Origin of the sequence: Chitinophaga sp. (genome assembly GCF_036569185.1) — a bacterium.
Lineage (GTDB): Bacteria > Bacteroidota > Bacteroidia > Chitinophagales > Chitinophagaceae > Chitinophaga.
Genome location: NZ_DATCRD010000083.1, coordinates 1 through 23545 on the forward strand (window position 1 = coordinate 1; position 23545 = coordinate 23545).

At 49.1% G+C, this 23545-nt stretch carries 22 protein-coding genes; 12 read left to right on the forward strand and 10 right to left on the reverse strand.

Features of this window, described 5'->3' with window-relative positions:
• From VIM72_RS06390 to VIM72_RS06420, 7 genes are all read right to left on the reverse strand, one after another.
• A partial coding sequence (locus VIM72_RS06390; RefSeq protein WP_332002031.1) for a TonB-dependent receptor plug domain-containing protein occupies positions 1–980 on the reverse strand: 980 nt, incomplete at its 3' end.
• A gap of 46 nt (positions 981–1026) precedes the next feature.
• Positions 1027–2244: a type IX secretion system outer membrane channel protein PorV gene (gene porV / locus VIM72_RS06395; protein ID WP_332002032.1), complete on the reverse strand. Its 1218-nt coding sequence runs from the start codon at positions 2242–2244 to the stop codon at positions 1027–1029.
• Positions 2245–2284: 40 nt separating this feature from the next.
• Positions 2285–4186: a chitobiase/beta-hexosaminidase C-terminal domain-containing protein gene (locus VIM72_RS06400; RefSeq protein ID WP_332002033.1), complete on the reverse strand. Its 1902-nt coding sequence runs from the start codon at positions 4184–4186 to the stop codon at positions 2285–2287.
• Positions 4187–5176: 990 nt separating this feature from the next.
• A complete protein-coding gene (locus VIM72_RS06405) occupies positions 5177–6412 on the reverse strand; it encodes a glycoside hydrolase family 71/99-like protein (RefSeq protein WP_332002034.1) in 1236 nt (411 codons plus the stop codon).
• Positions 6413–6527: 115 nt separating this feature from the next.
• Positions 6528–6740, reverse strand: coding sequence for a hypothetical protein (locus VIM72_RS06410; protein WP_332002035.1), 213 nt, complete (start codon positions 6738–6740; stop codon positions 6528–6530).
• A 96-nt stretch (positions 6741–6836) separates the two neighbouring features.
• Positions 6837–9200, reverse strand: coding sequence for an ABC transporter permease (locus VIM72_RS06415; RefSeq protein ID WP_332002036.1), 2364 nt, complete (start codon positions 9198–9200; stop codon positions 6837–6839).
• Positions 9201–9423: 223 nt separating this feature from the next.
• A complete protein-coding gene (locus VIM72_RS06420) occupies positions 9424–10848 on the reverse strand; it encodes an arabinose isomerase (RefSeq protein ID WP_332002037.1) in 1425 nt (474 codons plus the stop codon).
• Positions 10849–11016: 168 nt separating this feature from the next.
• On the opposite strand from VIM72_RS06420, the gene VIM72_RS06425 reads away from it, so the two are divergent.
• Both VIM72_RS06425 and VIM72_RS06430 read left to right on the forward strand, forming a co-directional pair.
• Entirely contained in the window at positions 11017–11901 is an 885-nt protein-coding gene (locus tag VIM72_RS06425) for an AraC family transcriptional regulator (RefSeq protein WP_332002038.1), read from the forward strand.
• Positions 11894–13405 carry a family 43 glycosylhydrolase gene (locus VIM72_RS06430; RefSeq protein WP_332002039.1) on the forward strand — a complete coding sequence of 504 codons (1512 nt, stop codon included), beginning with the start codon at positions 11894–11896 and terminating at the stop codon, positions 13403–13405. The genes VIM72_RS06425 and VIM72_RS06430 overlap by 8 nt, the downstream gene beginning before the upstream one ends.
• A gap of 40 nt (positions 13406–13445) precedes the next feature.
• Here the strand turns inward: VIM72_RS06430 and VIM72_RS06435 are convergent, their stop codons facing one another.
• Positions 13446–14249 carry a methyltransferase domain-containing protein gene (locus tag VIM72_RS06435; protein ID WP_332002040.1) on the reverse strand — a complete coding sequence of 268 codons (804 nt, stop codon included), beginning with the start codon at positions 14247–14249 and terminating at the stop codon, positions 13446–13448.
• Between the two features lie 95 nt (positions 14250–14344).
• On the opposite strand from VIM72_RS06435, the gene VIM72_RS06440 reads away from it, so the two are divergent.
• The 4 genes from VIM72_RS06440 to VIM72_RS06455 all read left to right on the forward strand — a co-directional run bounded on the left by VIM72_RS06440 (position 14345) and on the right by VIM72_RS06455 (position 17668).
• On the forward strand, positions 14345–15211 hold the full coding sequence (locus tag VIM72_RS06440; RefSeq protein WP_332002041.1) for an alpha/beta hydrolase: 867 nt from the start codon (positions 14345–14347) through the stop codon (positions 15209–15211).
• A gap of 57 nt (positions 15212–15268) precedes the next feature.
• Positions 15269–16213 (forward strand): hypothetical protein, encoded by a 945-nt coding sequence (locus VIM72_RS06445; RefSeq protein ID WP_332002042.1) that lies wholly within the window; start codon positions 15269–15271, stop codon positions 16211–16213.
• 96 nt (positions 16214–16309) lie between these two features.
• On the forward strand, positions 16310–17023 hold the full coding sequence (locus VIM72_RS06450) for a hypothetical protein (RefSeq protein ID WP_332002043.1): 714 nt from the start codon (positions 16310–16312) through the stop codon (positions 17021–17023).
• 9 nt (positions 17024–17032) lie between these two features.
• Positions 17033–17668, forward strand: coding sequence for a hypothetical protein (locus tag VIM72_RS06455; protein WP_332002044.1), 636 nt, complete (start codon positions 17033–17035; stop codon positions 17666–17668).
• Here the strand turns inward: VIM72_RS06455 and VIM72_RS06460 are convergent.
• Positions 17665–18300, reverse strand: coding sequence for a MarR family winged helix-turn-helix transcriptional regulator (locus VIM72_RS06460; RefSeq protein ID WP_332002045.1), 636 nt, complete (start codon positions 18298–18300; stop codon positions 17665–17667). The genes VIM72_RS06455 and VIM72_RS06460 overlap by 4 nt on opposite strands.
• Before the next feature lie 123 nt (positions 18301–18423).
• On the opposite strand from VIM72_RS06460, the gene VIM72_RS06465 reads away from it, so the two are divergent.
• Together VIM72_RS06465 and VIM72_RS06470 are read left to right on the forward strand one after the other, a co-directional pair.
• Positions 18424–18888, forward strand: coding sequence for a hypothetical protein (locus tag VIM72_RS06465; RefSeq protein WP_332002046.1), 465 nt, complete (start codon positions 18424–18426; stop codon positions 18886–18888).
• A 14-nt stretch (positions 18889–18902) separates the two neighbouring features.
• A complete protein-coding gene (locus VIM72_RS06470) occupies positions 18903–19280 on the forward strand; it encodes a DoxX family protein (RefSeq protein WP_332002047.1) in 378 nt (125 codons plus the stop codon).
• A 56-nt stretch (positions 19281–19336) separates the two neighbouring features.
• On the opposite strand, the gene VIM72_RS06475 is transcribed toward VIM72_RS06470, so the two are convergent.
• Positions 19337–20110, reverse strand: a complete 774-nt coding sequence (locus tag VIM72_RS06475) for a type 1 glutamine amidotransferase domain-containing protein (protein WP_332002048.1) — start codon at positions 20108–20110, stop codon at positions 19337–19339.
• Positions 20111–20217: 107 nt separating this feature from the next.
• Here VIM72_RS06475 and VIM72_RS06480 point away from each other — a divergent pair, with 107 nt between their 5' ends.
• From VIM72_RS06480 to VIM72_RS06495, 4 genes are all read left to right on the forward strand, one after another.
• Positions 20218–20784 (forward strand): Crp/Fnr family transcriptional regulator, encoded by a 567-nt coding sequence (locus tag VIM72_RS06480; protein WP_332002049.1) that lies wholly within the window; start codon positions 20218–20220, stop codon positions 20782–20784.
• Positions 20785–20857: 73 nt separating this feature from the next.
• Positions 20858–21295, forward strand: a complete 438-nt coding sequence (locus tag VIM72_RS06485) for a MarR family winged helix-turn-helix transcriptional regulator (RefSeq protein WP_332002050.1) — start codon at positions 20858–20860, stop codon at positions 21293–21295.
• A gap of 15 nt (positions 21296–21310) precedes the next feature.
• Complete coding sequence (locus VIM72_RS06490; RefSeq protein ID WP_332002051.1) at positions 21311–22540, forward strand: MFS transporter; 1230 nt, start codon at positions 21311–21313, stop codon at positions 22538–22540.
• A gap of 22 nt (positions 22541–22562) precedes the next feature.
• On the forward strand, positions 22563–23504 hold the full coding sequence (locus tag VIM72_RS06495; RefSeq protein WP_332002052.1) for a hypothetical protein: 942 nt from the start codon (positions 22563–22565) through the stop codon (positions 23502–23504).
• The last annotated feature ends 41 nt before the right edge of the window (positions 23505–23545 follow it).

Below are 23545 nucleotides of genomic sequence, written 5' to 3' on the forward strand. Positions count from 1 at the left end.
GCGTTGTAGCGGTCCATACGGGTATTGTCACCAGGGTTATTCATCTGCTCATTGCCGGCGGCAAAGCGGAAATTGGCCCGTTCCGATCCGCTGGAGATACTGGCGTTTACGCCACGGATGAATTTATTGGCATAGTAGAGATCCGTCCAGTTGGAGGCGCCATAGTATGCATCGTTGGTAGAATCGCGCAGGTAGGCCGGGTAGGTAAGAATGTTATCCAGGCTGGCATACCGGTTATAGTAAGGTTGCCTGAATTCATTTTCAAACCTTGCATTGGTAGTATTGATGTGAGGTTTCTGCGCGATGCCGAACCAGGTATTGAAAGCAATTTTTCTTCCGCCGATCACCGGCGCCTTGGTGCGGATGGAAATCACGCCGCCGTTGGCTGCGCGGGGGCCGTAGATGGCTGCCGCTGCATAGTCTTTCAGCACTTCAATGGAGGCGATGTTATTGGGATCTATGGCCGACAGCAGGTTGGTGGCGGGGCCTATGCGGTTATAATCGTATTGCTGTATATCAAAAGCAAAGGGATGGTCCATAATGAGGGGAATACCATCCAGCACCACCAGGGGCTGTGCATCATACACATCTTTATGGGAAGCGAGCGGGATGGCCGTGCCGCGGATCATCATGCCCATTTCCGTTCCCGGCTCTCCGCCGGGCTCCTGGATATATACTCCCGCCACTTCGCCCTTCAGCATCTGCTGAAGGGAGGAATAGGGATAAATGGCTGCCTTACTCATATCGATACCGTTGCTTCTGAAAGATGCAGGCTTCAGGTGATTGGTATCTACCGGGATCATTGTTTTACGGATACTGTCTCTTTTCTCCCTCTCACTCAATTTCTTTTTCACCGTAGTATCCTGCGGAGTGGCGTACCCTGGCTGCGCAGGTAACATCCTGTTTTCAGCCGCTGCCGTTCCTGCCGTAAAACCACCTGCCAGTAAACCTATAACACAGCGTCGCATTATGAAATGCATAAACTAATATTTTGTAAATGAGAAATGATATTAAATGCCCTGCGCCTTACCATGTTGCTGAAATGGAAATGCGCAGTGTGTTGGCTAGCGGGTGCAGCGGATCTCCCCCGGCGGGAACCAGGTAGGAGAAATCGACGCCCGCTATTTTATATTTCAATCCGAATCCTACGCCCAGGTATTTCCGGTTGCCTTTTGTACGGTGCTCGTTATAGTATCCTGCGCGCAGCGCCAGCAGATCGCCATAAGTATATTCCAGGCCGGTGGAGTACATCAGCTCATGCAGCTCTTCCTTCAGGCCGCCGGGGGCATCGGCAAAGGAGCCGAATGTGCCGCTGAGGATGCCTTTCTGCCGGAAATCGGGCGTACCATCCTTATCCGCATCTGTGCTATCCGGCGTAGGCGCCATCAACTTATTGATATCCAGCGTAAGGGTAAGTGCATTTTTATCGTCCAGCCGGTACGTATAGCCGCCACCGATACCAAGATTAGCGGGGAGAAAATATTTATCCCGGCTGTCGGTAGAGTAAGAGATCTTTGTGCCGATGTTAGAGATTACGGCGCCAAAGCGCCAGGTTCCCTGCTGATCGCCACCGTGTTCTGTTGCCGAAGTATAAGAGGCGCTCAGGTCGCCGGCAAAGGCATTGCCTGCCTTATAAGCGCCGTTACCACCGGCTTTGGGACCAGAGGCCAGTTTGGAATGAATATAACGGAAGGCTACGCCCAGCGCCCAGTGATCCGATAATTTGCGGGTATATCCTGCATCAAGGGAAAATTCGCCGGGGCGTACCGTGCCCTGGTCGTTGCCCTGGAAATCCGTTAGCTGGATATTGCCCATGCTGAAATAACGGAACCCTACCCCGATGGCCTGCTGTTCATCCAGCTTCCTGTAAGCCGCTATATCGGCCAGGTACACATCGCTGGCCATTGACCTTAGCCATGGGGTAAAACCCGCTGAAACAGCCCTTTCTGCCTCAGCAAATGATATCTGGGAGAGGTTGGAGAACACCGAGCTGGCATCGGGCGACAAAGCAATGCCTGCATCGCCGAGGGCTGCGCGGCGAGCATCGGGAGTGATCCGCAGGAAGGGCACCGCGTTGCTGACCGCATTGGTGCGGCCATCGGTGCTGCTGTAAGCCATTTGCGCGGCGGCGTTTTCCCCTGCCAGCAACAGGGATATTCCCATCAGGCCTGTGGCCATCCACCGGTACAGGCGTGTTACCGGTGGAAATATCCTTCTTTCCTGATTAAAACCTGGATACGTCATTTCAAATGATTTATATAATGTTGATGCTGTTGTTGTTTTTTTAATGGGAGATGAGCAGTTTACCTTTTACCACGGAGCTGCCCGACTGTACTTTCACGAAGTACACTCCGTCTGCCAGCGATTGTGTGTTCACGATGTAATAAGTATAACCGCTGGTAATAACAGTGGTGTTCACCACTGCTCCCCTGCTATCGGTAATGACTACACGATACCCTTCGCGGGTATTGATCATGCCCGTCCAGCTGATCCTGGCCTGGTCCGTAGCAGGATTTGGCGTGATGGATAACCTGCCCTGCGGCAGATTGGTGTTAATCAAACCCGTATCCTTTCCTCCTCCCGTGATGATATAGGTAGCTTCTGCTACTTCAGAATTTTTCATCCCGGGTTTGATAGCGATGGCTTTGATGGTAACACTATCACTTACCTGGATAAGGTTAAAGTAAGCCGTGGCGTTTTCGTCCGGCGTGCTGCCGTCGGTGGTATAATAGATCACCGCGTCTTTGGTATTGGTGAATAGTCCCACCTGCCGGGCGCCATTGTAGGTGCCGCCGGGAAAACTGAACTGCGGTGTGCTTACTGCCGAATCGTTATTGCCGATCACATAGGCAGCGATGGTTACTTTTGAATCCGTAAGCCCACCGGCAGACGCATAGGCTTTTAAGGTAGTAGTGGCGCTGATCTTCACGGGGGCGGCGTATACCGGTGAATTGGAGTTCAGGGCATTATCGTTGAGAGCATAGCGGATCACGGCGCCGGGTGTGGCGCTGGTCATGGTTACATCCTGCGGACCAGTATAACTACCGGCAGGCACGCTGAACACCGGTTGCTTTGTTCCTTCCGGCAATATCGTATAGGTGGCAGCCATTACCTGTGAAGGGGAACGGCCTTCTTTCACGGCAAAGGTTTTGATACGCATGGTGGAATCAATGTGGATACTATCGGCGTATACCAGCGAGGCGGTGGTGGGGGTGCTGCCGTCGGTGGTATAATAAATGGTGGCGCCAGGCGCCGCTACTTTGATCGCCATTTTTATAGGATCGCTGTAGATCCCTGCAGAAGGCACAAATACCGGGTTGGGCAATGCCGGTGGCATAATACTCAACAATGCGGTAGATACTTCCGAAACATACATGTTATCCATCCAGGTACTGGCTTTTACCGTAGTAGTGCTGGTAAGCTTCAGCGTATCTGTTAAGGGATTGAATACCGGTGAACTGATAGTAGGAATGGTGCCATCCAGCGTATAGCGGATGGTGCCGCCTGCAGTAGTAGTGCTCAGCACCACATCCACATGATCTTCAAACAGGCCGCGGTCCGGTGTTATTTTAGGGCGGGCGGCTGCCTGTGGCAGCAGTGCGTAAAAGTATTCTGCCGGTACCTGTTGCTGTGGTATACCGGGGCCGGTCCATTTGAAGTACATGATATTGGCGCCGCCGCCGTTTTCTGTAAACTCAATTTCCACAGGATACAGCCTCCCCGCTTCCAGGCTGATGGCGCCTGAGAAATCAGCGCAGCAATTGCCATTATTATTCATGACCACAGTACCGGGATCGGCTTCCCGCTTTGTGTAATCTTTTATGGTGAACTTAAATCCATCATCGGCATTAGCGTTAAAGGTATAGCTACCGGTAACGGGCACACGAAATAACCCTTTCCAGCGAACCGAGAAGTGATCGTTGGTGATGCGGGGGTCCGGAGAGCCATCTCCCCAGTTAAACCAGAAGTTAGGATCCACCCGGTCGAACACCAGCGTGGTAAAAGCGCTCCCACCCGATTGCGGATCCTGGAAATAATAGCCTACCACCCCACGTGTAGTATCTATAGGTGGTGCTGCCGCCATAAAAGGCGTCCCGCTGCCGGCAGCCGCAACTGTAGCGGTGGTTTTCGCCAGCAGGGCTATTATGCAGCAGAGCACAAGCAGCGCGTTGTTAAATTGTTTCATATTCAATAAATGAATTTTAATTAGTAATCCTTACTAATCATATTTCCTTAGCAAATGGCATGACTTACCCGGCACCTGTATACAGGCACAAAAAGTAATGAAATGAGGAGCCCGTTCCGGCGTATCCATGCAGATACCGGCACAAGCGGCCGCACGGCCCGGCGGCGCGCTAACAGGCGCTAACGGCTAAAAGCTAACTGCTAAAAGTTTTCATGACATCAGTTATTTGCTCAGTGAATACATAGGGTGAATGGAACAGGGATGTTATTCCATTTTACCTGGATTAAATTTCAGTTGATAGTTTAGCAATGCCACACCAATAAGGTTCCCGGATACCGTAGTATCCGGCAGATAAACGCCAGTAAAGCGGGACTGGTCGAGGCAAAGAAGATCCTTACCAGGACGTACCCGGCAAATTTTCAATTAATAAAATACTTCAGCTGATTTGTCCAACTACATTTTTATGAGCGTCCGATTGCGGGATCTTTCCAGACCTTCCTATACTGGTTTTGTGGGGTGCTGCATGCGCCTGGAACACATCCCGGCTTATTTCAGCAAACGGCTAAAACTGTATAAGAGTAGTGAAACGGGAGAAAGATTGATTGTACAATTGAACCTGAGTAAATGAGAGAAACAAATGCCTGTAACGTGGAATCGTGGAACTTTCTTTTGGTCTAAAAGTAATACTACATCATAAATTTTGGAATTATTCTTTTGATAATTATAATGGAATGCTAAAACGTTTTAACGTTACTAAAATACGATGCGATATTTGAATAACCAAAGGTTTGAAAAAAAATATCGTAAATAATTTTGACTAAAATTATCGTCTGAATCTACTGCCCTGTAAAGGTTAAAATAACATCTGCCGCTGATAAAATAACGCTACCGGGAATGCTTCTTTTTAAATTTATTACAAAAAGAAGAAAGTGTATTTAATACACAACAGGTATGCCTATACCTCATTCGTATAAGCATACCTGTTATTAATTATTTTCTCACCGGTAACTTCTCTGAATATTTCCCTTTGCCATGAAACCAGCGGGCAGCCTGTCCTGTGAGCCACAGGTAGTAATCGCTTCCCAACGAGGTTTCGATGCCGGTGAATGAGCCATCCGCATTGAGCGGCAACTTATCTTCCGTGGCGCATTTAAATATGGAGGTACCTTCATTCATCTCATCAAACATGGCTACATACAACATTTCTGCACCTGCACTTTTTGCGCCGGCAATTTGTTGCCAGTAAAAGCGGCCTCCTTCCCGTGGAATGGTATTGGCCTTTGGACCGTTCATGTTTTTCCAGGAGAAACCCGGGAAGGCCAGCGGTACATAATCCACGCCATTGCTTTTACACCAGGCAATATCATCGGCCACAAGCTGTTTGAAACCATCATAACTTTTGCCGTTGTAACGGCCAACAAACCAGGGCATAATTACATCCGATTTCTTAATAAGGCGGTGCAGTCCTTCATCAGGGATGGCATCCTGGCGCAGTTCCCTCCAGTAGGTAGGAACGCCCAGCATTACGCTGAAGCCCTTCGCCTTCATGGCATCCAGCAGGGTTTCGGCTTCTTTCAGCCCGTATGCACGGCGGTCATTAAAGCCAACGCCCCAGATCACGATAAAGGGTTTACTGTTGTGATGCAGGTAAGTGGGACTTTTACTGCCATGCAGCAGATCGTATTTCGCGGTGAGCTCATCCAGGTCTTTTAATACCAGTTCTTCTTCGCCCGGGCGCATACCGCTGAGATCATACATCACGGCAATGGCGCGATCGTATTTAGCGGCGGCCTTCATCGCGTTGTCCAGCACCGTATTGAAATGCCGTTTGCCGCTGGGGTTCCTGATCTCGGCTACAAAGCGCTGCATAAATACGCCATCGATGCCATAGTCTTTCATCCATTTAAAATGAAGGGATACCGTGGAAGCGTCATGCGGACTAAAAACCGATGCGGGTTTACCATCAGCAAAACTGAAAGCGGTGGTATATGTTTTCTCATACTCGCTTACATCCGGCCAGAAATCTATTTCGCAGGAACCGGGTTTGAATACACCTCTTTTTTCATAGTGATGCCATCCCCTGCCGGCACTATCGCCGGGCGTATTAAACCAACCCTGGTAACCGGCCATTACCAGTCCTTTGTAAGTAGGATAGCGCTGAGCGCGCGCGAACAGGCATACCAGCAGGATACCTGATACAATAACATGGAATTTTTTGCTTATCATCTTTTCTCTTGCCGTTGATTAAAGCCGACAGTGCAGCTGCACTACGGCAACGGCATGGGTATAAAGATAATACATTAGTAACCGGGTGTATTACCGTTTATGGATAAGCGTTAGGTTAGTCTTTCCGCCTGCCGGATACTACCAGTACCACGCCCACAATGGCTACAATACCACCTGCATACGTAGGCCAGCCTATCCAGCGGTTTTCTTTCTTATTGATTTCAACAGGACCAATGTCTACCACTTTCTTTTCTGTCTGAACGGAGAAGCCCCTGATAAGGATCATTGCAATACCAGCAATAATGAGGATGATGCCAAGTACTTTCATGACGTTGCGTTTATGAAAGTACCGGCAATCCACATGCCATTGCTATGGCCTTGTTTTTAGCGTTATAATGGGGAATTAGCGCCCCAGTCAGTAGGATTATTCCGTTTTCAGGCTTTTCACGGGATTCATGGCAGCCGCCCGGATGCTCTGGAAACTTACGGTGAGCAAGGCTATGAAGATGGTAATAAGGCCAGCCCCGGCAAAAATCCACCATTCGAGCGTTGTTTTGTAGGCAAAGTGGGTAAGCCAGCGGCTCATAGTGAACCAGGCCAATGGAAATGCGATGAGCATTCCCGCAACTACGGGTTTGAGAAAACCGGCAGAGAGCAAAACAAATATATTGGATTCCGAAGCGCCCAGTATTTTCCGCACGCCTATTTCCTTTGTACGTTGCGCAGCGGTGAACATAGCCAGGCCAAATAAGCCCAGGCAGGAAATAAATACTGCCAGGCAGGCAAAGTAGTTGCATAATTTACCTACCATCTGTTCGCTTTTATACAGCTTCGTATATTCTTCGTCGGAGAACTGGTAGGTGAAAGGAAAATTGGGATTGAGATTTTTGCAGATGCCTGCCAGGCCAGCCAGCACCGGCTTTGTTTTACCACCGGCGGTTCTTACCAGGATGCTGCCCCATTTAGGTTTCTCATCCAAACGGATCACCAACGGTTCAATAGCATCATGCATGGAATTAAAATGAAAATCTTTGAGCACCCCAATGATGGTACCGGAAACATTACCGAGTGTGAACGGCTGTCCTACCGGGTGTGTATAGCCAATTCTTTTCACCGCGCTTTCATTCAGGATATAGCTGCCGGAATCGTTGCCAAACTCCTTCGAAAAATCACGGCCTTCCAGCAGGGTGAGATGCAGGGTCTTTACAAAATCATACCCCACTGCCGCATCCGCAAAAGAGGCAGGATCATTGGGATCTTTCCCCGCCCAGCCCAGGTCCCCTTTATGATGTTCTATCACGGTGGGCGTCTCTTTCATTTTTGAGATGGCCAATACACCGGGCAGGTTAGCAGCGGCTGCTTTGAACACATCGTATTTAGTGACCAGTTCGCCTTCAATGGGAATATAAAGAAGGTTCTGCCGGTCGTAACCCAGGTTCTTTGTTTGCACATAATCCATTTGCCGGTAGATCACAAACATGCCCATCATCAGCAGGATGGATAAGGCAAACTGGAACACCACCAACCCTTTACGGAAATTAGTGGCGCCGGCTCCGAATTTCAGGCTGCCTTTCAGCACCTTCACCGGGTTCAGGGAGGAAAGGAACAACGCAGGATAACTACCGGCCACAAAGCCGGTGAGTATCATAAGCCCCGGCAGGGTAACCCAGAAGACGGGCTGTGAAACGGGCAATGCCAGCTGTTTTCCGCTAAGCTGGTTAAAGGCCGGTAACAACAGTATTACCACCAGCAAGGCAATCACCAATGCAAAAAAAGCCAGCAGCAGGGCTTCGCCGATGAACTGAACAATGAGTGCGGATCGTTTGGCCCCTACCACTTTCCGGACGCCTACTTCCTTCGCCCTTTTCACCGAACGTGCAGTAGCCAGGTTCATGAAGTTAATACAGGCAATAAGCATGACGAATAAGGCCAGTAACGTAAACAGGCGTACGTACTCTATTCGGCCGCCACCGGGAACACCATTGCTGAATACAGCATGCAGGTACTTTTCGCTGTACGGCTGTAATCCCAGCTCTGTATAGGAATCGTTGCTGCGGGCCTGGTAATTATACACGAAGTCTTTTATTTTGGCGGCCACCTTGCCGGCATCGGCATGGTCACGGAGAAGGATATACGTAAGCGGGCTAAAGCTGCCCCAGTTTTTTGTCCATGCATTATTAGCGGTGAAGTCGTCCCAGTTACGGAGGAAGTCGAACTGCTGTGAGGAATTGACTGGCATTTCGTACACGGCGGTAACAGCAAGACTTGTAGTATCCTCATACCGCAATGTTTTTCCCAGCGCGTTCTCCGGGCTGCCAAAAAACAATTCCGCCAGATGCCTGGAAATGGCAATAGTACCGGGTTTATCCAACGCAGTGGCTTTGTTGCCCTGCAATACGGGATAACTGAACATCTTCAGGAAATCGGCGCCTGCATAGGCCCCGGTGATCTTCATTATTTTATCATCTACCCTTAATGCTACCGGAGGATAAGCCTGAAACCCGCTGGCGTAAGCTACTTCAGGTATTTCTTTTTTCAGCTCAGCTGCCAGCGGTCCCTGTGTAAGATAACCGGCATCCACTTTCCCGGCAGACAACTGCCGTACATATACCTGGTATAATTTATCGCTGTTGGCATGAAAGGCATCCACACTTTTCTCATCCTGCACCCAAAGGATCATGAGCAGACTGCAGGCCAGTCCGAGCGCCAGCCCCAGGATATTGATAAAAGAAAACGCTTTATTGCGCACCAGGTTGCGCCAGGCGATCCTGCAATAGTTTCTTATCATGATGGTTAGTATCAGTTATACGGACCATTAAAAAAACATGCCACACAATACTAATATACATGTCAGCAATTTAGAAAATCATCTTTTCAATAATATGTCCGTTTTTGATACAGCCACTGACCGCTTGTAATATCGTGTTTGCGACCTTTCCTGTCGCGCTGTTGTGTACCGGTTTTTGTTCAGCACCCGCTGATCATCTTCCGGCATTAATTATACAAGGCCCTCAGCAAACCTGGATAGCTTCAATACCCAGTAACTCCGCCAGTTTCTTTATACGTGGGGCGATATGTCCTTTACCTACTGCACAGTGATGCGCAGGCCCCTGTGCATTCCAGGCTTCCACAAAATTCCTTGCGCCTATGGAAAACCGGTAACGGCTGTTGGTATTGCCTATCTCCAGGATAGGGCCGGCTTCAGACATCCCTTCCGCCAGGAGAAACTGCAGGGTACCGTTGCCCGTTTCCACCACCGACAATAAGGTAACAGGGCCATGCGCTACCGACATCTCCACGGATAAGCCCTTGCCTACTTTTCCATGATATACCTGTAAAGGCTTCAGTTTTATTTTACCAGCGGCAATTACCGGATGGCAGGGGCCATCGTGCCCCATCAGCACAATATCGTCCTGGTAATCCATGGCGTAGTATTCCGTAAAAGAACCTCCCACGCCAAAGCTGTCCATGATCTTCATGGCCTGTGCATTCTTTACTTCGTATTCGCCGGCTACCGGAACGCCTTGCGCCGTTAAGAGCGAAGTGCCCATAATAACGGAGCTCATGGTGTCTTCATTCACCGCGTTACCGCTGCCTTTATGGTAGTAGGCCAGGGAGCCCAGCTGGTGTTTGGCCACCAGTTTGTCCAACGCCACCGCTGTTCTGGCAGCGCGATGCAGCTCTTCCGGGGAGCAATCCGGTTGTATTTCAAATACCCGCCCGGCTTCCTGCAGTTTGGCGGCCATCTCCGTTTCACTGACAGTAGCGCGGATCCCTGATAATTCATCTACCTCAATAATTTCCATATGCCCGCCCAACACTGCCGCGTGCAAAGTGAGATTGGAATAAATATCCAGCATACCACCGTAGTAGTTGCCCATTAACCCAAGCCGGTTGTGATACATGGTGTGGGCTACTTTCGCGGCAGCGATCCATTCTTCCACATCTTTCCATACACCGGGATCATCATGCAGCATACCTGTTACCTGGTAAAAAGGGATACCTGAGCGTTTGAATACGCTGGCTATTTCCGGCACGGGGCAGGCAGCGCAAAAGGCCAGCCATTCGCCGGTCATAGCCGTACGGTTGCCCAGGTTATTAAATGCCGTATAATCAATAGCTGCGGCCGGGGAAAGGTTTAATACGATCACCGGCACCTTTGCGCGCTTCACTACCGGCAATACCGTGGAAGATAACGCATAGGTGGTTACATATAAAAAGATAAGGTCCACTTCTTCCTGCCGGAAACGGCTACCTGCTTCAAATGCTTTCTCCGGTGTGTCTATTAACCCGAGGCTGACGATCTCTGCACCATAGCCCTGCAGCTGCTGATGCACAACATCGATGTAGCCCGACAACCGCTGTTGCAGGCCTTCAAACTGTTCCCAATAAGCAGCGAGGCCAATGCCAAACAAGCCCACTTTTAATGTATTCATGCGATAACTTTTTGAATGATAAGCAGGAATAAAGCTATAGCTGTTGTGATGAACTATTTGATATTTCAGTTGTACATTCTGATATAAACACCACAGGAAGCAGCATTTATTTTTACTTTCCCTATCCTTTCCGGCTTTTCCTATTTTTATGTAAACGGAAAGAGCGTTATGATCAACTATTACAAGTACCTGCCGGTAAGCCGGGAAGATGAAAGCTGGGGCTTATGGGTAGTGAATACCGGCTGTACGCGCGTGGCAGCTACCAGGATCTACCCGGGGAAAGATCATCCTGCGCATCATCATTTCAACTGGGAAACAGGGCGCGTGCTAAGCGAGTACCAGGTGATCTACATCACCGGCGGCAAAGGTATTTTTGAATCAGACAGCTGCCGGCGGCAAGAGGTAAAAGCAGGTACCATCATCCTGTTGTTTCCGGGGGAAAGGCACCGGTACCGGCCCTTACCGGAAACAGGGTGGGACGAATACTGGGTTGGCATGAAAGGCCCTGTGCTGGACAACCTGCTGAAGGAGAGTTTTATTACCAGGGAAAAGCCCTGTTTGTATATCGGTTTCCAGGAAGGCATATTGCAGTTATTCCATCTTGTTATAGAAAAAACAAAACAGGAGCATCCCGGTTACCAGCCACTGATTGCCGGCGCAGCGCTTCACATGATGGGTAACATCCATTACCTGATAAAGCAACAGGCGGCAGGAAATAAAGATAAAGAGGAGCTGATGAATAAAGCCCGGCTGCTGTTCCGCTCCCACATCTCCGGGCATTATTCTCCTGAGCAGGCGGCGGAAGAGCTGCATGTAAGTTATTCCTGGTTCAGGAAAGAGTTTAAGAAATATACAGGGCTATCGCCCTTCCAGTATTATATACAACTTAAAATAGAGAAGGCCAGGGAATTGCTTAATGATCCTGCTGTATCTGTAAAAGAAATTGCCTATGCGCTCAGGTTTGATTCTTCGTTTTATTTTTCCAGGATCTTTAAGGAGAAGACCGGTCTTACGCCCACCGCATACCGGAAAATGGCGCAGGGCGGTGATTAGCATCCTGTTGCTGCTTGCATATAACGCCTATGCACAAACGAATTCATCTATTATTAACTTCAACCGTCAAAAGCAGCAAACGATCCGTTTCAGCACCGCAGGCGCCGCCATTGATGCGCATGATGGGGAAATAGCTTATTTCAACGGCACTTACTACCTGTATGGCACCAGCTATGGCTGCGGGTTTGAATGGGGAAAGAAAGAGGCGCCTTTCTGTGGGTTTAAAGTGTATACCTCCACCGATCTGCAACAATGGACTGATAAGGGATTTTTGTTCGACGCCCACACGGCGGTATGGCAAACCCGTTGCAATGGCAGTACCTATGGTTGTTTCCGGCCACATGTGATCTACAATAAAAAAACAAAGCAGTATGTGTTGTGGATCAATGTATATGATAATCGTATAGGCTTCCGCGTATTTACCAGTCCACGGCCCACCGGCCCGTTTACCGAAGCAGCCGAGCCCCGGTTGGCAGTGAACAGCAACGGAGCGGTAGCAGGACTGAACAATGGCGACCACGATACCTTTGTGGATGAAGACGGTAGCGCTTATATTGCGTATACCGACTGGCAAACGAAAGGTACCATTGTTATAGAAAAGCTCAGCGCCGATTATCTTAGCGGCAGCGGCGAGCATGTGAAAGCCGTTACAAAAGGAAGTACGGAAGCCCCGGCGCTGTTCCGCCGCCATGGCAGCTATTACCTGTTTTACTCCGATCCTAATTGTGGTTACTGTTCCGGAACAGGCACCTCTTACCGGCGCGCCGCTTCACCGTTAGGACCCTGGTCTGATGGTATAAAGATCAGCGACAAATCCTGCGGGGGGCAGCCTTCCTTTGTATCGCTGGTGAAGCTGAACGGCGACAGCGTATTTATTTATGGCAGCGACCTGTGGAACAATGCCGCAAAAAATGAAGCGCTGGCCAATTATTACTGGGCGCCGCTTTCCTTTGATGCCAATGGAGTTGTGGAGCCTATTGTGTGTAAAGACAGTATACCGCTGCCCATACCCGCAGCACGGGCTACTAAAGTGAAAGTAAAACCTGACAACAGCAGCGGTCAGGATGGATTCAGCTTCCAGTGCGATATCCACGAATGTATACAACGCGCGCAAACCTTTACGCCCACCCGTTCCGGCAGGCTGCAGGCGGTAAGCGTCACCGTTTTTAAAAGCGGGTATCCCGGCGATGACCTTCATATCAGTATCTACCCCGCAGATGAGAAAGGGTTGCCTGTACCGGGAAAAGCATTGTATGAAACAGCTGTTCCGCGTGATAGTATCAGCTGGTCGCCCTCACCGGTGGCGATAAAGCCGGGGCTAACTGTAACGGGCAAACGCAGTTATGTAATAGTGGTAAGGTCTTCCACCAGCAGCGGTTGTTATGGTATTACGTATAAAGAGGAAGCACCTGGCAGCATTGCGGCTTACAGCGCCGACTGCGGGCAATCGTTCCGTATTGAAAAAGACCGGGTGCTGAAATTTGAAACGTATATAGCGGAGTAACGCTGGTTACTCCGCTATATATTGGAGTATTAACTGCTGGTTACGCTTCTGCCTTAGCCCTTACATCTTTCAGCTTCATGACCATTTTCTGTGCAGCAGTAGCCATCCATTCCTGGTAATCCGTAATGGCGCGCATACGTTCTTCCTCCGTAATAAAGCCACTTTCCACTACCTGTGGTCCTCTCAGCTCCGCCACTTTGGACCAGATCCCTGCCTTCTCTGCAAAATTGCTTTCATCGCGGGTGTATATTTCATCTGCGTTCAGCGTTTCCACATGGTGGAAGCCAAGCGCTTCAAAATGTGCAGGAAGGTGATCGGCGATTTCGTTATCCATGCCCGCATCAGCGCGCCAGGCAAGGAAAGCGTTATAAAAGCGCTGCATGCTTTCCGGCGGCGCCGGCGTCCATTCCAGCCGGGTATGATTGTAATCCAGGATGGAAATGCAGCCACCGGGTTTGAGCAGGGATTTGAATTTAAGTAGTGCTTCGCGGGGATTGCTTAACCATTGCAGTACCCGGGCAGAAACGACCAGGTCAAATTTCTCTGTGGGGTTGTAAGCAAAGAGATCGGTTTCCAGCAGTGTGAGGTTAGGTATATCTGCATGATCGGTATTGCCTTTTGCCACCAGGTGCGCGCTGTTGTCGATACCCACTACAGCGCCTGTTGTACCCACGGCAACGGCTATACCGGCAGAAATAGCGCCGGTACCGCAGCCTACATCCAGCACCCGCATTCCTTCGCGGAGAAGAGGGATCAGTGTAGCGTAGCTGTTTTGCAGACTCCTGCTGTCTAAAACGCTGCTGTCTTTTGGCATAGCGGCTCTTTCATTCGCGGTATTACTCATGGTATTTATTGATGGATCTGGAAAAGGTGAGATTAAATATAACATTTTGTAAACAGAAAATAGCCCTACTTTAGGACATACCTAAAACGCAAGCTATGACCCGTTATGTTACTTTTGTAATAGCATTACTGATAATGGCAGGATGTTCACCTGTGGCAGAGCAAAAAGATAGAACACCCGTGATGCGTTTGTATTCCCGCGCGGTAGCCGATTCCTTTTCCATCTTTATACACCTTCCTGCTGATTATAACCAGGAACAATCCGGAAAATATCCCGTGGCCTACCTGCTGGATGCCAATCTCTATTTTGATATAATGGCTGTTACGCTGAACAAATATGCTGCAGTGGGCCTGGCGCCGGAAGTGATCCTGGTGGGTATAGGTTATAAAGATTTTGCTGCGATGGATTCACTGAGGAGCCGGGATGATACTTACCCTGTGGCAATCCCTGAATATGAAATGAGCACCAGTGGCGGGGCTGATAAATTCCTGTCGTTTATACATGATGAGCTGATGCCTGCAATAGATCGGCAATACCGGACTGATACCAGTAAACGGGTGCTGATGGGGCATTCCCTTGGAGGATATTTTACGGCGTATACGCTTTACCGTGATATCACCGGAACCTCCACCGGTTTCAACGGGTATATTGCGGCCAGTCCTTCGTTGCACTATAACCACTATTACCTGCCCGGACAATTGAAAGCAGCGCCGGTAAAAGACAGCGGGGCTGCGAAAGTGAAAGCCTATTTTGCTTTCGGCGGGCAGGAAGAACCGGAGGCCGGCGATTCCGTTACCCTACCGCTGCAGGCGACGATGACGCAACTTTCGGCATTTATCTCCCAAAAACAATCCGCTGCAGTTACTTATCAGGGCGACATCTATTCCAACCTGGGACATATGGATACGCAGTTGCCTGCTTTTATAAAAGGGCTTCAGTGGATATTACCAGCGGAAGAATAAAGCAAAGGGCGCAACCATTTTGCGTTATTTTTGTAGTGTATGTTGATAAATGCCTGCATGAAAACACGCCGCATTCTTTTACTTTTTGCCAGCATGACGCTGGCACTGCTATATGCCTGCAAAACCTCCCGGGTGCTCAACAGCACCGACCTTACTATTACCGGCAGCTATTGCGCACCGGCGGCCCCTCTCAGCAGCAACCAGGATACTGTTCCTTTAAAGAATACCGACTCGCTCATAAAAGCCAACCCTGATTTGCCCGAACATGAAGTACTCATGGCCAATGCCACCGGCACCCTGTTCCTGATCCGGCAAATGAAGGCTATCACCGGCGATACCACGCTGGCCGGGATGATGAAAAGATCGGAGATCCGCTCAAAGATCCAGCATCGTCTGTTGCTGGCTACCCTGGAAATTGCCGGCATCGCCGCTGAACTGGACTGTGAAGGGGAAAAAGCAGACCAGCTGGCCAGGTACCTCGATAATTTCAACAGTAAGCGCAATACCCGGCTCACTGTGGCTTCCATTATCACTGGCGCCATTACTACCATTGCCACCGTGGCAATTAAAGAAGATGCTCCGCAGAATACCGTTGCCATTGGTGGCGGCCTTCTTTCCGCAGGTTTAGGCGCGCTAACGATCAATGCCGCCCGGAAAAAAGTGCGGCTGGCGCATCTGCGGAATGTATTGTCCGACATCTGGTATATGCCTGACACCTCCGCTATTTATCCACCTTTCACCTGGTATGTGCTCAATGAAAGACATTTCAGCAACAACGGGCAGATTTCTGTGGCGGCGCATGTAAAAAAGAGATGGGAGCGGTTCGACCTGGAGGGCAACACAAGCAAATCAAAAATATCGTTGTTCTTTGGCGACGGCGGGGTGTATAAAGCAGATGACCTGCATACCCGGGCCGCCATGGTGAATGAACTGCAATCCACTATCCGTTCCATAAACCAGGACCTGCAACGGCTGCTGCATTACCTGGTGAGCATAGAATAAACACTGTTTTTCCCGATTGCGTAAATAATATTCCCCTTTCGCCTATACGCCCCCTCCTCCCGGGTGTAGCTTTGCCCTGTTTATAAACCGAGTTAAATGAAAAAATTCCTGTTTTCTGTTATTTTATGCTGTAGCCTTCAGCCGCTTTTTGCACATGCCATCTGGATTGAAACCATTACCAACGGGAAGATCGGGCAGCCGCAGGAAGTAAAGGTTTTCCTGGGAGAATATGCCGATAACGAGCGCGATTCCATCCAGCACTGGTTCAGCAATATGAAAGATTTTACCCTGTACCTGGTGAAGCCGGACGGGCAGAAAGAAAAACTGACCGTTACGCCTAACGGTAATTATTTTACCGCCACTTTTACCCCTGCTGTTGCCGGTACACACCTGTTATCAATTGATCATACCGTGCAGGAAGTATATGGCGGCAGTAAGATCCATTACTATGCTATGGGACTGGTGAAAGTAAATAACTCCCTGGCAGGTGTAGATAACGCCAAAGAATATACGGACTTTTCCATGCTGACTGATCTCAAAAAAGCCAACAAGCTGCGTCAGCCTGCTTCTGTGCAGCTGAGTTATAAAAAGGCAGCTCCTGCCGGAGGCGAAGTAACCGTACAATCGCCCGAAGGATGGACTAAGAAATTCAAAGCCGGACAGGCCGGTGATGTTACTTTTTCACCTGCATGGCCCGGCCGTTATATGCTGGAAGGCACTTTTACCGAAGAAGCCAGCGGGCAGCATGAAGGAAAAGATTTTCAAAAAGTATGGCATTGCGTTACCTATTGTATGGATGTAGATAAGTAAATGCAAAAAATGAAGGAAAGGGCTGGCAATTTTGCCGGCCCTTTCCCGTTTTATTTTGAGTATGTAGTAATTTTATATCCCATGAAACAATTGTGCTGTATTGCTATGCTATCTGTTTCCCTGCTATGTATGTATTGTGGCAAGGGAACCAATTATCCTCCTTCTCCTGTTGTGGACACGCTTCCCTCTGTTACAGCGGAAGGTAAAAACACAGTTGGCAGCCGCGTAAACGGAGCCGTGTTTATTCCACGGGGAAGCGTAGGCCTTCCCAATCCCAGCGCTTACTATGATCCCAATGCTCAAGGAGGTAGTTTTAATCTTACTATGACCCGTTTCGACCCGGGGGATTCTATACGCCGCAGTTTCCAGATCATCGCCACCAATTTAAATAAAACGGGCGCGTATCCGATTACTACTCCTAAGAAAGATGTCGTTTTCGCTTACAGCCGGCTACGGATGAGCACCAATACCGGTTGTGAATACTTTGGTATGGATGCGGAACATGTGAAACAGGAAGGGCAACTGGTGATCACCAAACTGGATACCGAAAAAAAGATCATTGCCGGCACCTTTACCTGTACGCTCATCACCGCGGGTTGTGATACCGTTCGTATGACCGAAGGCCGGTTTGATATGAAATACTAATCTTTACCCGTTATGATCTCTGCATAGATCTCTTCAAAGTTTTTCCCTTTGTGCGACTGCCATATACCGGTGAATTTCGTTTCCACGCCTTTCAGCAGTTGTACACATAACTTACGGTCGTCGTCTGTCATATCGTGGAACATCAGCTCTGCGAGCTGGCTGACCCGTTTCCTGCACTGAACCAGTACTTTTTCTCCTTTGGGAGTTACTTTCAGCCGTTTGGAGCGCTTATCTTCCTTATCGTCGTATTCCATGAGATAACCGAGTTTTTTCAGACGGTTCAGTTTATCCGTGCCGGTGGACAGCTCCAGCAAAGCTGCATAGATCGCTTCCGTTTTGCGGGGCTCTTTCAGCTGCGCAACCGTATTAAGCAATGAATACTCATCGATCATGTTGATACCGGTACCTTCCAGCGCCGCTACCGTATAAATGGTATGCAGTTTAAAGATGCGGCCGATAACCCTCATCAACATACCATCGCTGTTCACCGGCAGGAATTTCCCTTCCGGGATAACAGGCTTGCGTGTTTGTTTGCCTGCCAGGTAATGCCTGCAAAATTCTTCTATACTGCCTTCCGGGTGTTGCTCATCAAATGCCCCCCATTCCGTAATCAATTCTACCGCTTTATTCATACCATATATTTTATTTTCGAAGCAATAATAGAAAAAATACTCCGGATTTTTTTGTTTTTACTATATTTCCGTTATACATTTACTATTATTATTTCGATTTCGTCATACAAAAATCATCCTCCGATGTCAACGCAGATTTTTTTCCAGGGCTTTATAGTGCTTCACCTCATAGGGTTTCTTCTTTTCGCGGGCACTTCTGTAGCGGATTTCGTGGGTTTCCGGCAATTCTGGAAGCTGTACGATCTCGATAAAACCAGGGCGGCCACCGCAATGCAGGCTATTTCCGGGTTCCCGGTGTTAATGAGGGCAGGGATAGGGCTGATCATTCTTTCCGGTATAGGCATCATGTATATGACGCATGGCGTATTTGGGGAGCAGCTGTGGTTCAGGATAAAGTTTGCCCTGGTGCTGCTGATTATTCTCAACACCTTCTTATTCGGGTTACGCCAGAAAAGGCAGCTGGTTAAATCCCTTGAAACGTCCGATAGTGCTGTTCAGAAGATAAGGGGCAACATCCGTTTGTTTCACCTGTTTCAATTGCTCATCGTTTTTATCATCATCCTGCTGAGTGTCTACAAATTCAACTGATCAATTAAAATAGCATGAAAAAAGATAAGATCATTTACTGGACGGCCACCCTTATTCTTACCGGGGTGATGTTGTGGAGCGCTTTTAATTTCGCCTTCAACCCGGAAATGAAAGGAGCCTTTGCCCACCTGGGATTACCCAACTGGTTCCGGGTGGAGCTCACCATTGCAAAGCTGCTGGGGTCACTGGCGCTGCTGCTGCCATTTACGCCGCCAAAGCTCCGGGAGTTTGCGTACTTCGGGTTTGGCATCACGCTGATTTCGGCGGCCATTGCGCACCTGTCCAGCGGCGACAGTGTACTACTTGAAATAGGCCATACTTCATTTTTTGTAAGCCTGGTGGTTTCTTATGTGTACTATTATAAACTGCATCCCCGGGTGGCAGCGAACTAAAAAACGAAAGCCTTCAGACCGGGCGTGTCTGAAGGCTTTATACAGCTACTGCTATCTTATTTCACGCCCAGGGCTGCGATTACTTTTTCCCCGGTTAACTGTGCGGAGGCAGGGTTCTGACCGGTGATCAGGTTGCCATCGGCTACTGCAAAAGGCTGCCAGTCGGCCCCCTTCACATAATCAGCGCCATGTTCCTTCAGCATATCTTCCAGCAAAAACGGTACTTCCGCAGTGGTTTGCCCCGCCACTTCCTCACTGTTGGTAAAACCAGCCACCTTCTTACCTTTTACCAGGGGCGCCCCACTTTTATCCTTCACATTTTTCAGCGCCGCGGGTGCATGACATACCAGCGCCACCGGTTTCCCTGCTGTATAAAATGTTTCTATCAGCTGTACTGATGTGGCATCCTCCGCCAGGTCCCACATAGGCCCATGTCCACCGGGATAAAAAACCGCGTCATAATCTTCCGCATGCACCGTTTTCAATGGCACGGTATGTTCCAGCCGTTCCTGCGCTGCGGGGTCTTTCAGCCACCTTTTTACAGATTCCGTGGAATATTCCGGAGCCGTACTTTTAGGATCTACCGGGGCCTTCCCGCCGGCGGGAGATGCAATAGTTACCTGGATACCTTTATCTGTAAACAGGTAATAGGGAGTGGCAAATTCTTCCAGCCAGGTACCCGTTTTATGACCGGTGCTTTTTACTTCGCCGAAGGAAGTAACAACGATGAGTATCTTTTTCATAGATGGATGATTAATTTTTTTTGTTTGCTGGCTATGTGCCTGGAACGCCAGTGCCAAAAGCAACAACGCCATTCTTATAGTTTTCATTTACCTGATTTTTACACAAAGTTGCCGCTTATTTGTGCGCAGGAAAAGGAAGCAGCTCACTATTTAATTGTGATACAGGTCACAGGTTTTGTGTTAATTTGTAGCGTATGAGTAATGCATTACGACAACATATTGAAACAATTACCCCGCTTACGGATCAGGAATACGATCAGATACAATCTTATTTTACCGAAAAAAAACTGCGCAGGCGGCAGTTCCTGGTACAGGAGGGCAACCCCGTAGACCATGAATATTTTGTGGTAAGCGGCCTGTTAAAGGCCTCTTATATCAATGAAGCAGGGAAAGAACATATTATCCGTTTTGCGATGGAAGACTGGTGGATCACCGATTACCAGGCGTATGTAAACCAAACGCCGGCGCAACTGGGCATTGATTGCATTGAAGCCTCCACCCTGCTCTGTTTATCTTCCGAAAACAAAAAAAAGCTTTGCGAAGTCTCTCATAAAATGGAGCATTTCTTCCGGGTAAAAGCCACTTCCGGCTATGTGGCGTTACAACAACGGATCTTATCGCTGCTCAACGATGATGCACAATCCCGTTACCAGCAGTTACTCGCCCAATATCCTGCCCTTTTCCAACGGGTGCCCAAAACACTGATAGCCGCATATCTTGGCGTATCGCGGGAAACGCTGAGCCGTTTTTCAGGGAAGTGAACATTTCTTTTTATTTCTCCCCGGGAAATTATACCTATATTTGTAAGGTAAACTTATAACTTTACCTTACTATATGGCTTCCCGGAACCCGCATGAACTTGCTGCACAACTCCGTCCCCTGCTTACCAGGCTGGTGAGAAAGCTACGGAAATTATCGCCGGCAGATGAACAGCTGTCGCAAAGCGAGCGTTCCGTACTGGTATTACTGGACCAGCATAACTCCCTGCTGTCGGCAGAACTGGCGGTGATGGAAAAAATGACGCCTCAATCGATGGGGCAATTACTTCAACATCTTTTCCAGCTGGGCCTGATCAGCAGAACGGCATCTCCTGATGATAAACGGAAGATCAACATTTCCCTTTCAGCAGCTGGCAGGGAGCGGATCCTGAAAGTGCGGAAGGAACGGGATGAGTGGCTGGGTAAGGCTATAGGCGAGGTTTGCACGAAAGAAGAGCAGGCCATCCTGCAGGCAGCCATCGGGCCTTTAACAAAGCTGGTGGAGTATGAATAAAAGAGGGGAAGCAATATGAACATCAGCACTTTTAACGCATTTAAAAGCCGCAATTACCGGTTATATTTCAGTGGACAATCTATATCGCTGATAGGCACATGGATGCAGAAAACTGCCGTGAGCTGGGTTATTTATTCGCAAACGCGTTCCAAGTTCATGTTGGGGCTTACGCTTTTTGCCAGCATGTTTCCTTCCTTTGTTTTCTCTTTCCTGGGTGGTGTGGCATCCGACCGGTATAACCGGTTCAAGCTGTTGCTCAGCACCCAGCTGGCCTCTATGTTCCAGGCGGTATTATTAACGGTGCTCATCTACTTCCGGCATTACCAGGTATGGCAGATCATAGGGCTGAGCGCCTTCCTGGGTTTGATCAACGCATTTGATGTACCGGCCCGGCAGTCGCTGGTATACGAAATGGTAGACGATAAAGCAGACCTGCCCAATGCGCTGGCGCTGAACTCCTCGATGGTGAATTTATCGAGGCTCATCGGTCCGGGCATTGCAGGATTGGCACTGGAGAAATTCGGGGAAGACATCTGTTTTGGTTTAAACGCACTCAGCTTCATCGCCGTTATAGGATCATTATTACGCATGAAGCTTCCCGCCTACACCCCCAAAGCGCGTACTAAAAATATGCTGGGCGAGCTGAAAGAAGGGTTTGCCTATATCCGCGCCACACCGGCTATTTCACTGATACTACTCACCCTCGCATCTGTAAGCCTGCTGGTATTGCCTTATACCACGCTGATGCCGGTGTACGCAAAAGATATTTTCAAAGGCAATGCATCCACTTTCGGGGTGATAGACAGCGCCATCGGGATGGGCGCCTTTTGCGGGGCTATTTTCCTTGCCTCGCTGAAACCGGGGAAAAACCTGCGCAGGATCCTGGCGCTTAATACGCTGATATTCGGCACCGGTCTCGTATTATTTTCCCATTCCACCATCTATCCCGTTGCACTGGTATTTGCCACGATGGCGGGTTTTGGCATGATGTCGCAGATCACCATCAGTAACACCCTGATCCAGACAACCGTAGATCCGGCCATGCGTGGCAGGGTGATCAGCTTTTATGCCATGGCTTTTTTCGGTATGCAGCCGCTGGGCGGACTACTGGTAGGCGCTGTTTCCCAATGGATAGGCACTCCCAATACTGTGTTGTTGCAAGGCGTGGTGACTATTATTATCGGCGGACTGCTTTTCCGGCAACAACAGTTACAGCAGGCAGCCGGGCAACCTGCGCATATCTGAAAACCATTATCTTTGAGCCTGTATGTTAACCAATCCGCTAAAAATAATACTGTTAACCTGCTGCAGCCTGCTGCTGTTCACCACACTCCATGCACAAAACCTGGAAGGCATATGGAAAGGCTATACCGCCGCTGAATCGCAGGGATGGTACTATAGTACCGGCAGTTACATCATGGAGATAAGACAAACAGCCGCCGGGAAATACAGCGGTAGGGCATGGTTTTATGAAACACCACAGCTTTACGGCGAGCTAACGGTTACCGGCCAACGAAACGACAGCGCCGGTAACTGGCGTTTTGAAGAGATAAAATTCAATGAGATCACGGTTCCCAAAAATCATAGCGCCCGCCTGGCGGTGATGAGCCTCCGGCTGTTCGACATTGAAGGGGAAACGGTGCTGCAGGGAAGCATGATCAGCTATTCAAAGTATACAGGGAAAGTGCACAGCAAAAGAGTGCTGCGGTTATCGAAGCTCAGCGCCACGGAAATAGCTGCCCTGCAAATTCCCCACCGCCATAAAACCATACCGGCAACAGATACCACCTCTCTTCCACCACGGAAAGATACCATACCGGCGCTAAGCGCTGCACCGGCACCGGCACAACGTAAAAACCGGTTACAGGGGAGTTACGATATCAGCAACCCGGAGATCGACATCAGCCTGTATGATTATGGCACCATTGATCATGATACCGTTACCGTATTTTTTAACGGCACGAAAGTGGCCGACCGGCAGGAGCTGACCGGCAAGCCGCTACGCATTCATCTCACAGCAGACCCCGGACGTGAATACCAGGAGCTGGTACTGCATGCCAATAACCTCGGCGATATCCCGCCGAATACTTCCAAAATGATCATCCTTACCAGTGATAAACGCTATGAGTTAAGGGTTACTTCTTCCGAAACAGAAAATGCGATGATCCGTTTCCGTCTGGTGCGGATTTTGTCTGACTCAGGATTTTGATGATTTCGCTGATTTCGCTGATTTGATCATTTTTGATTTTA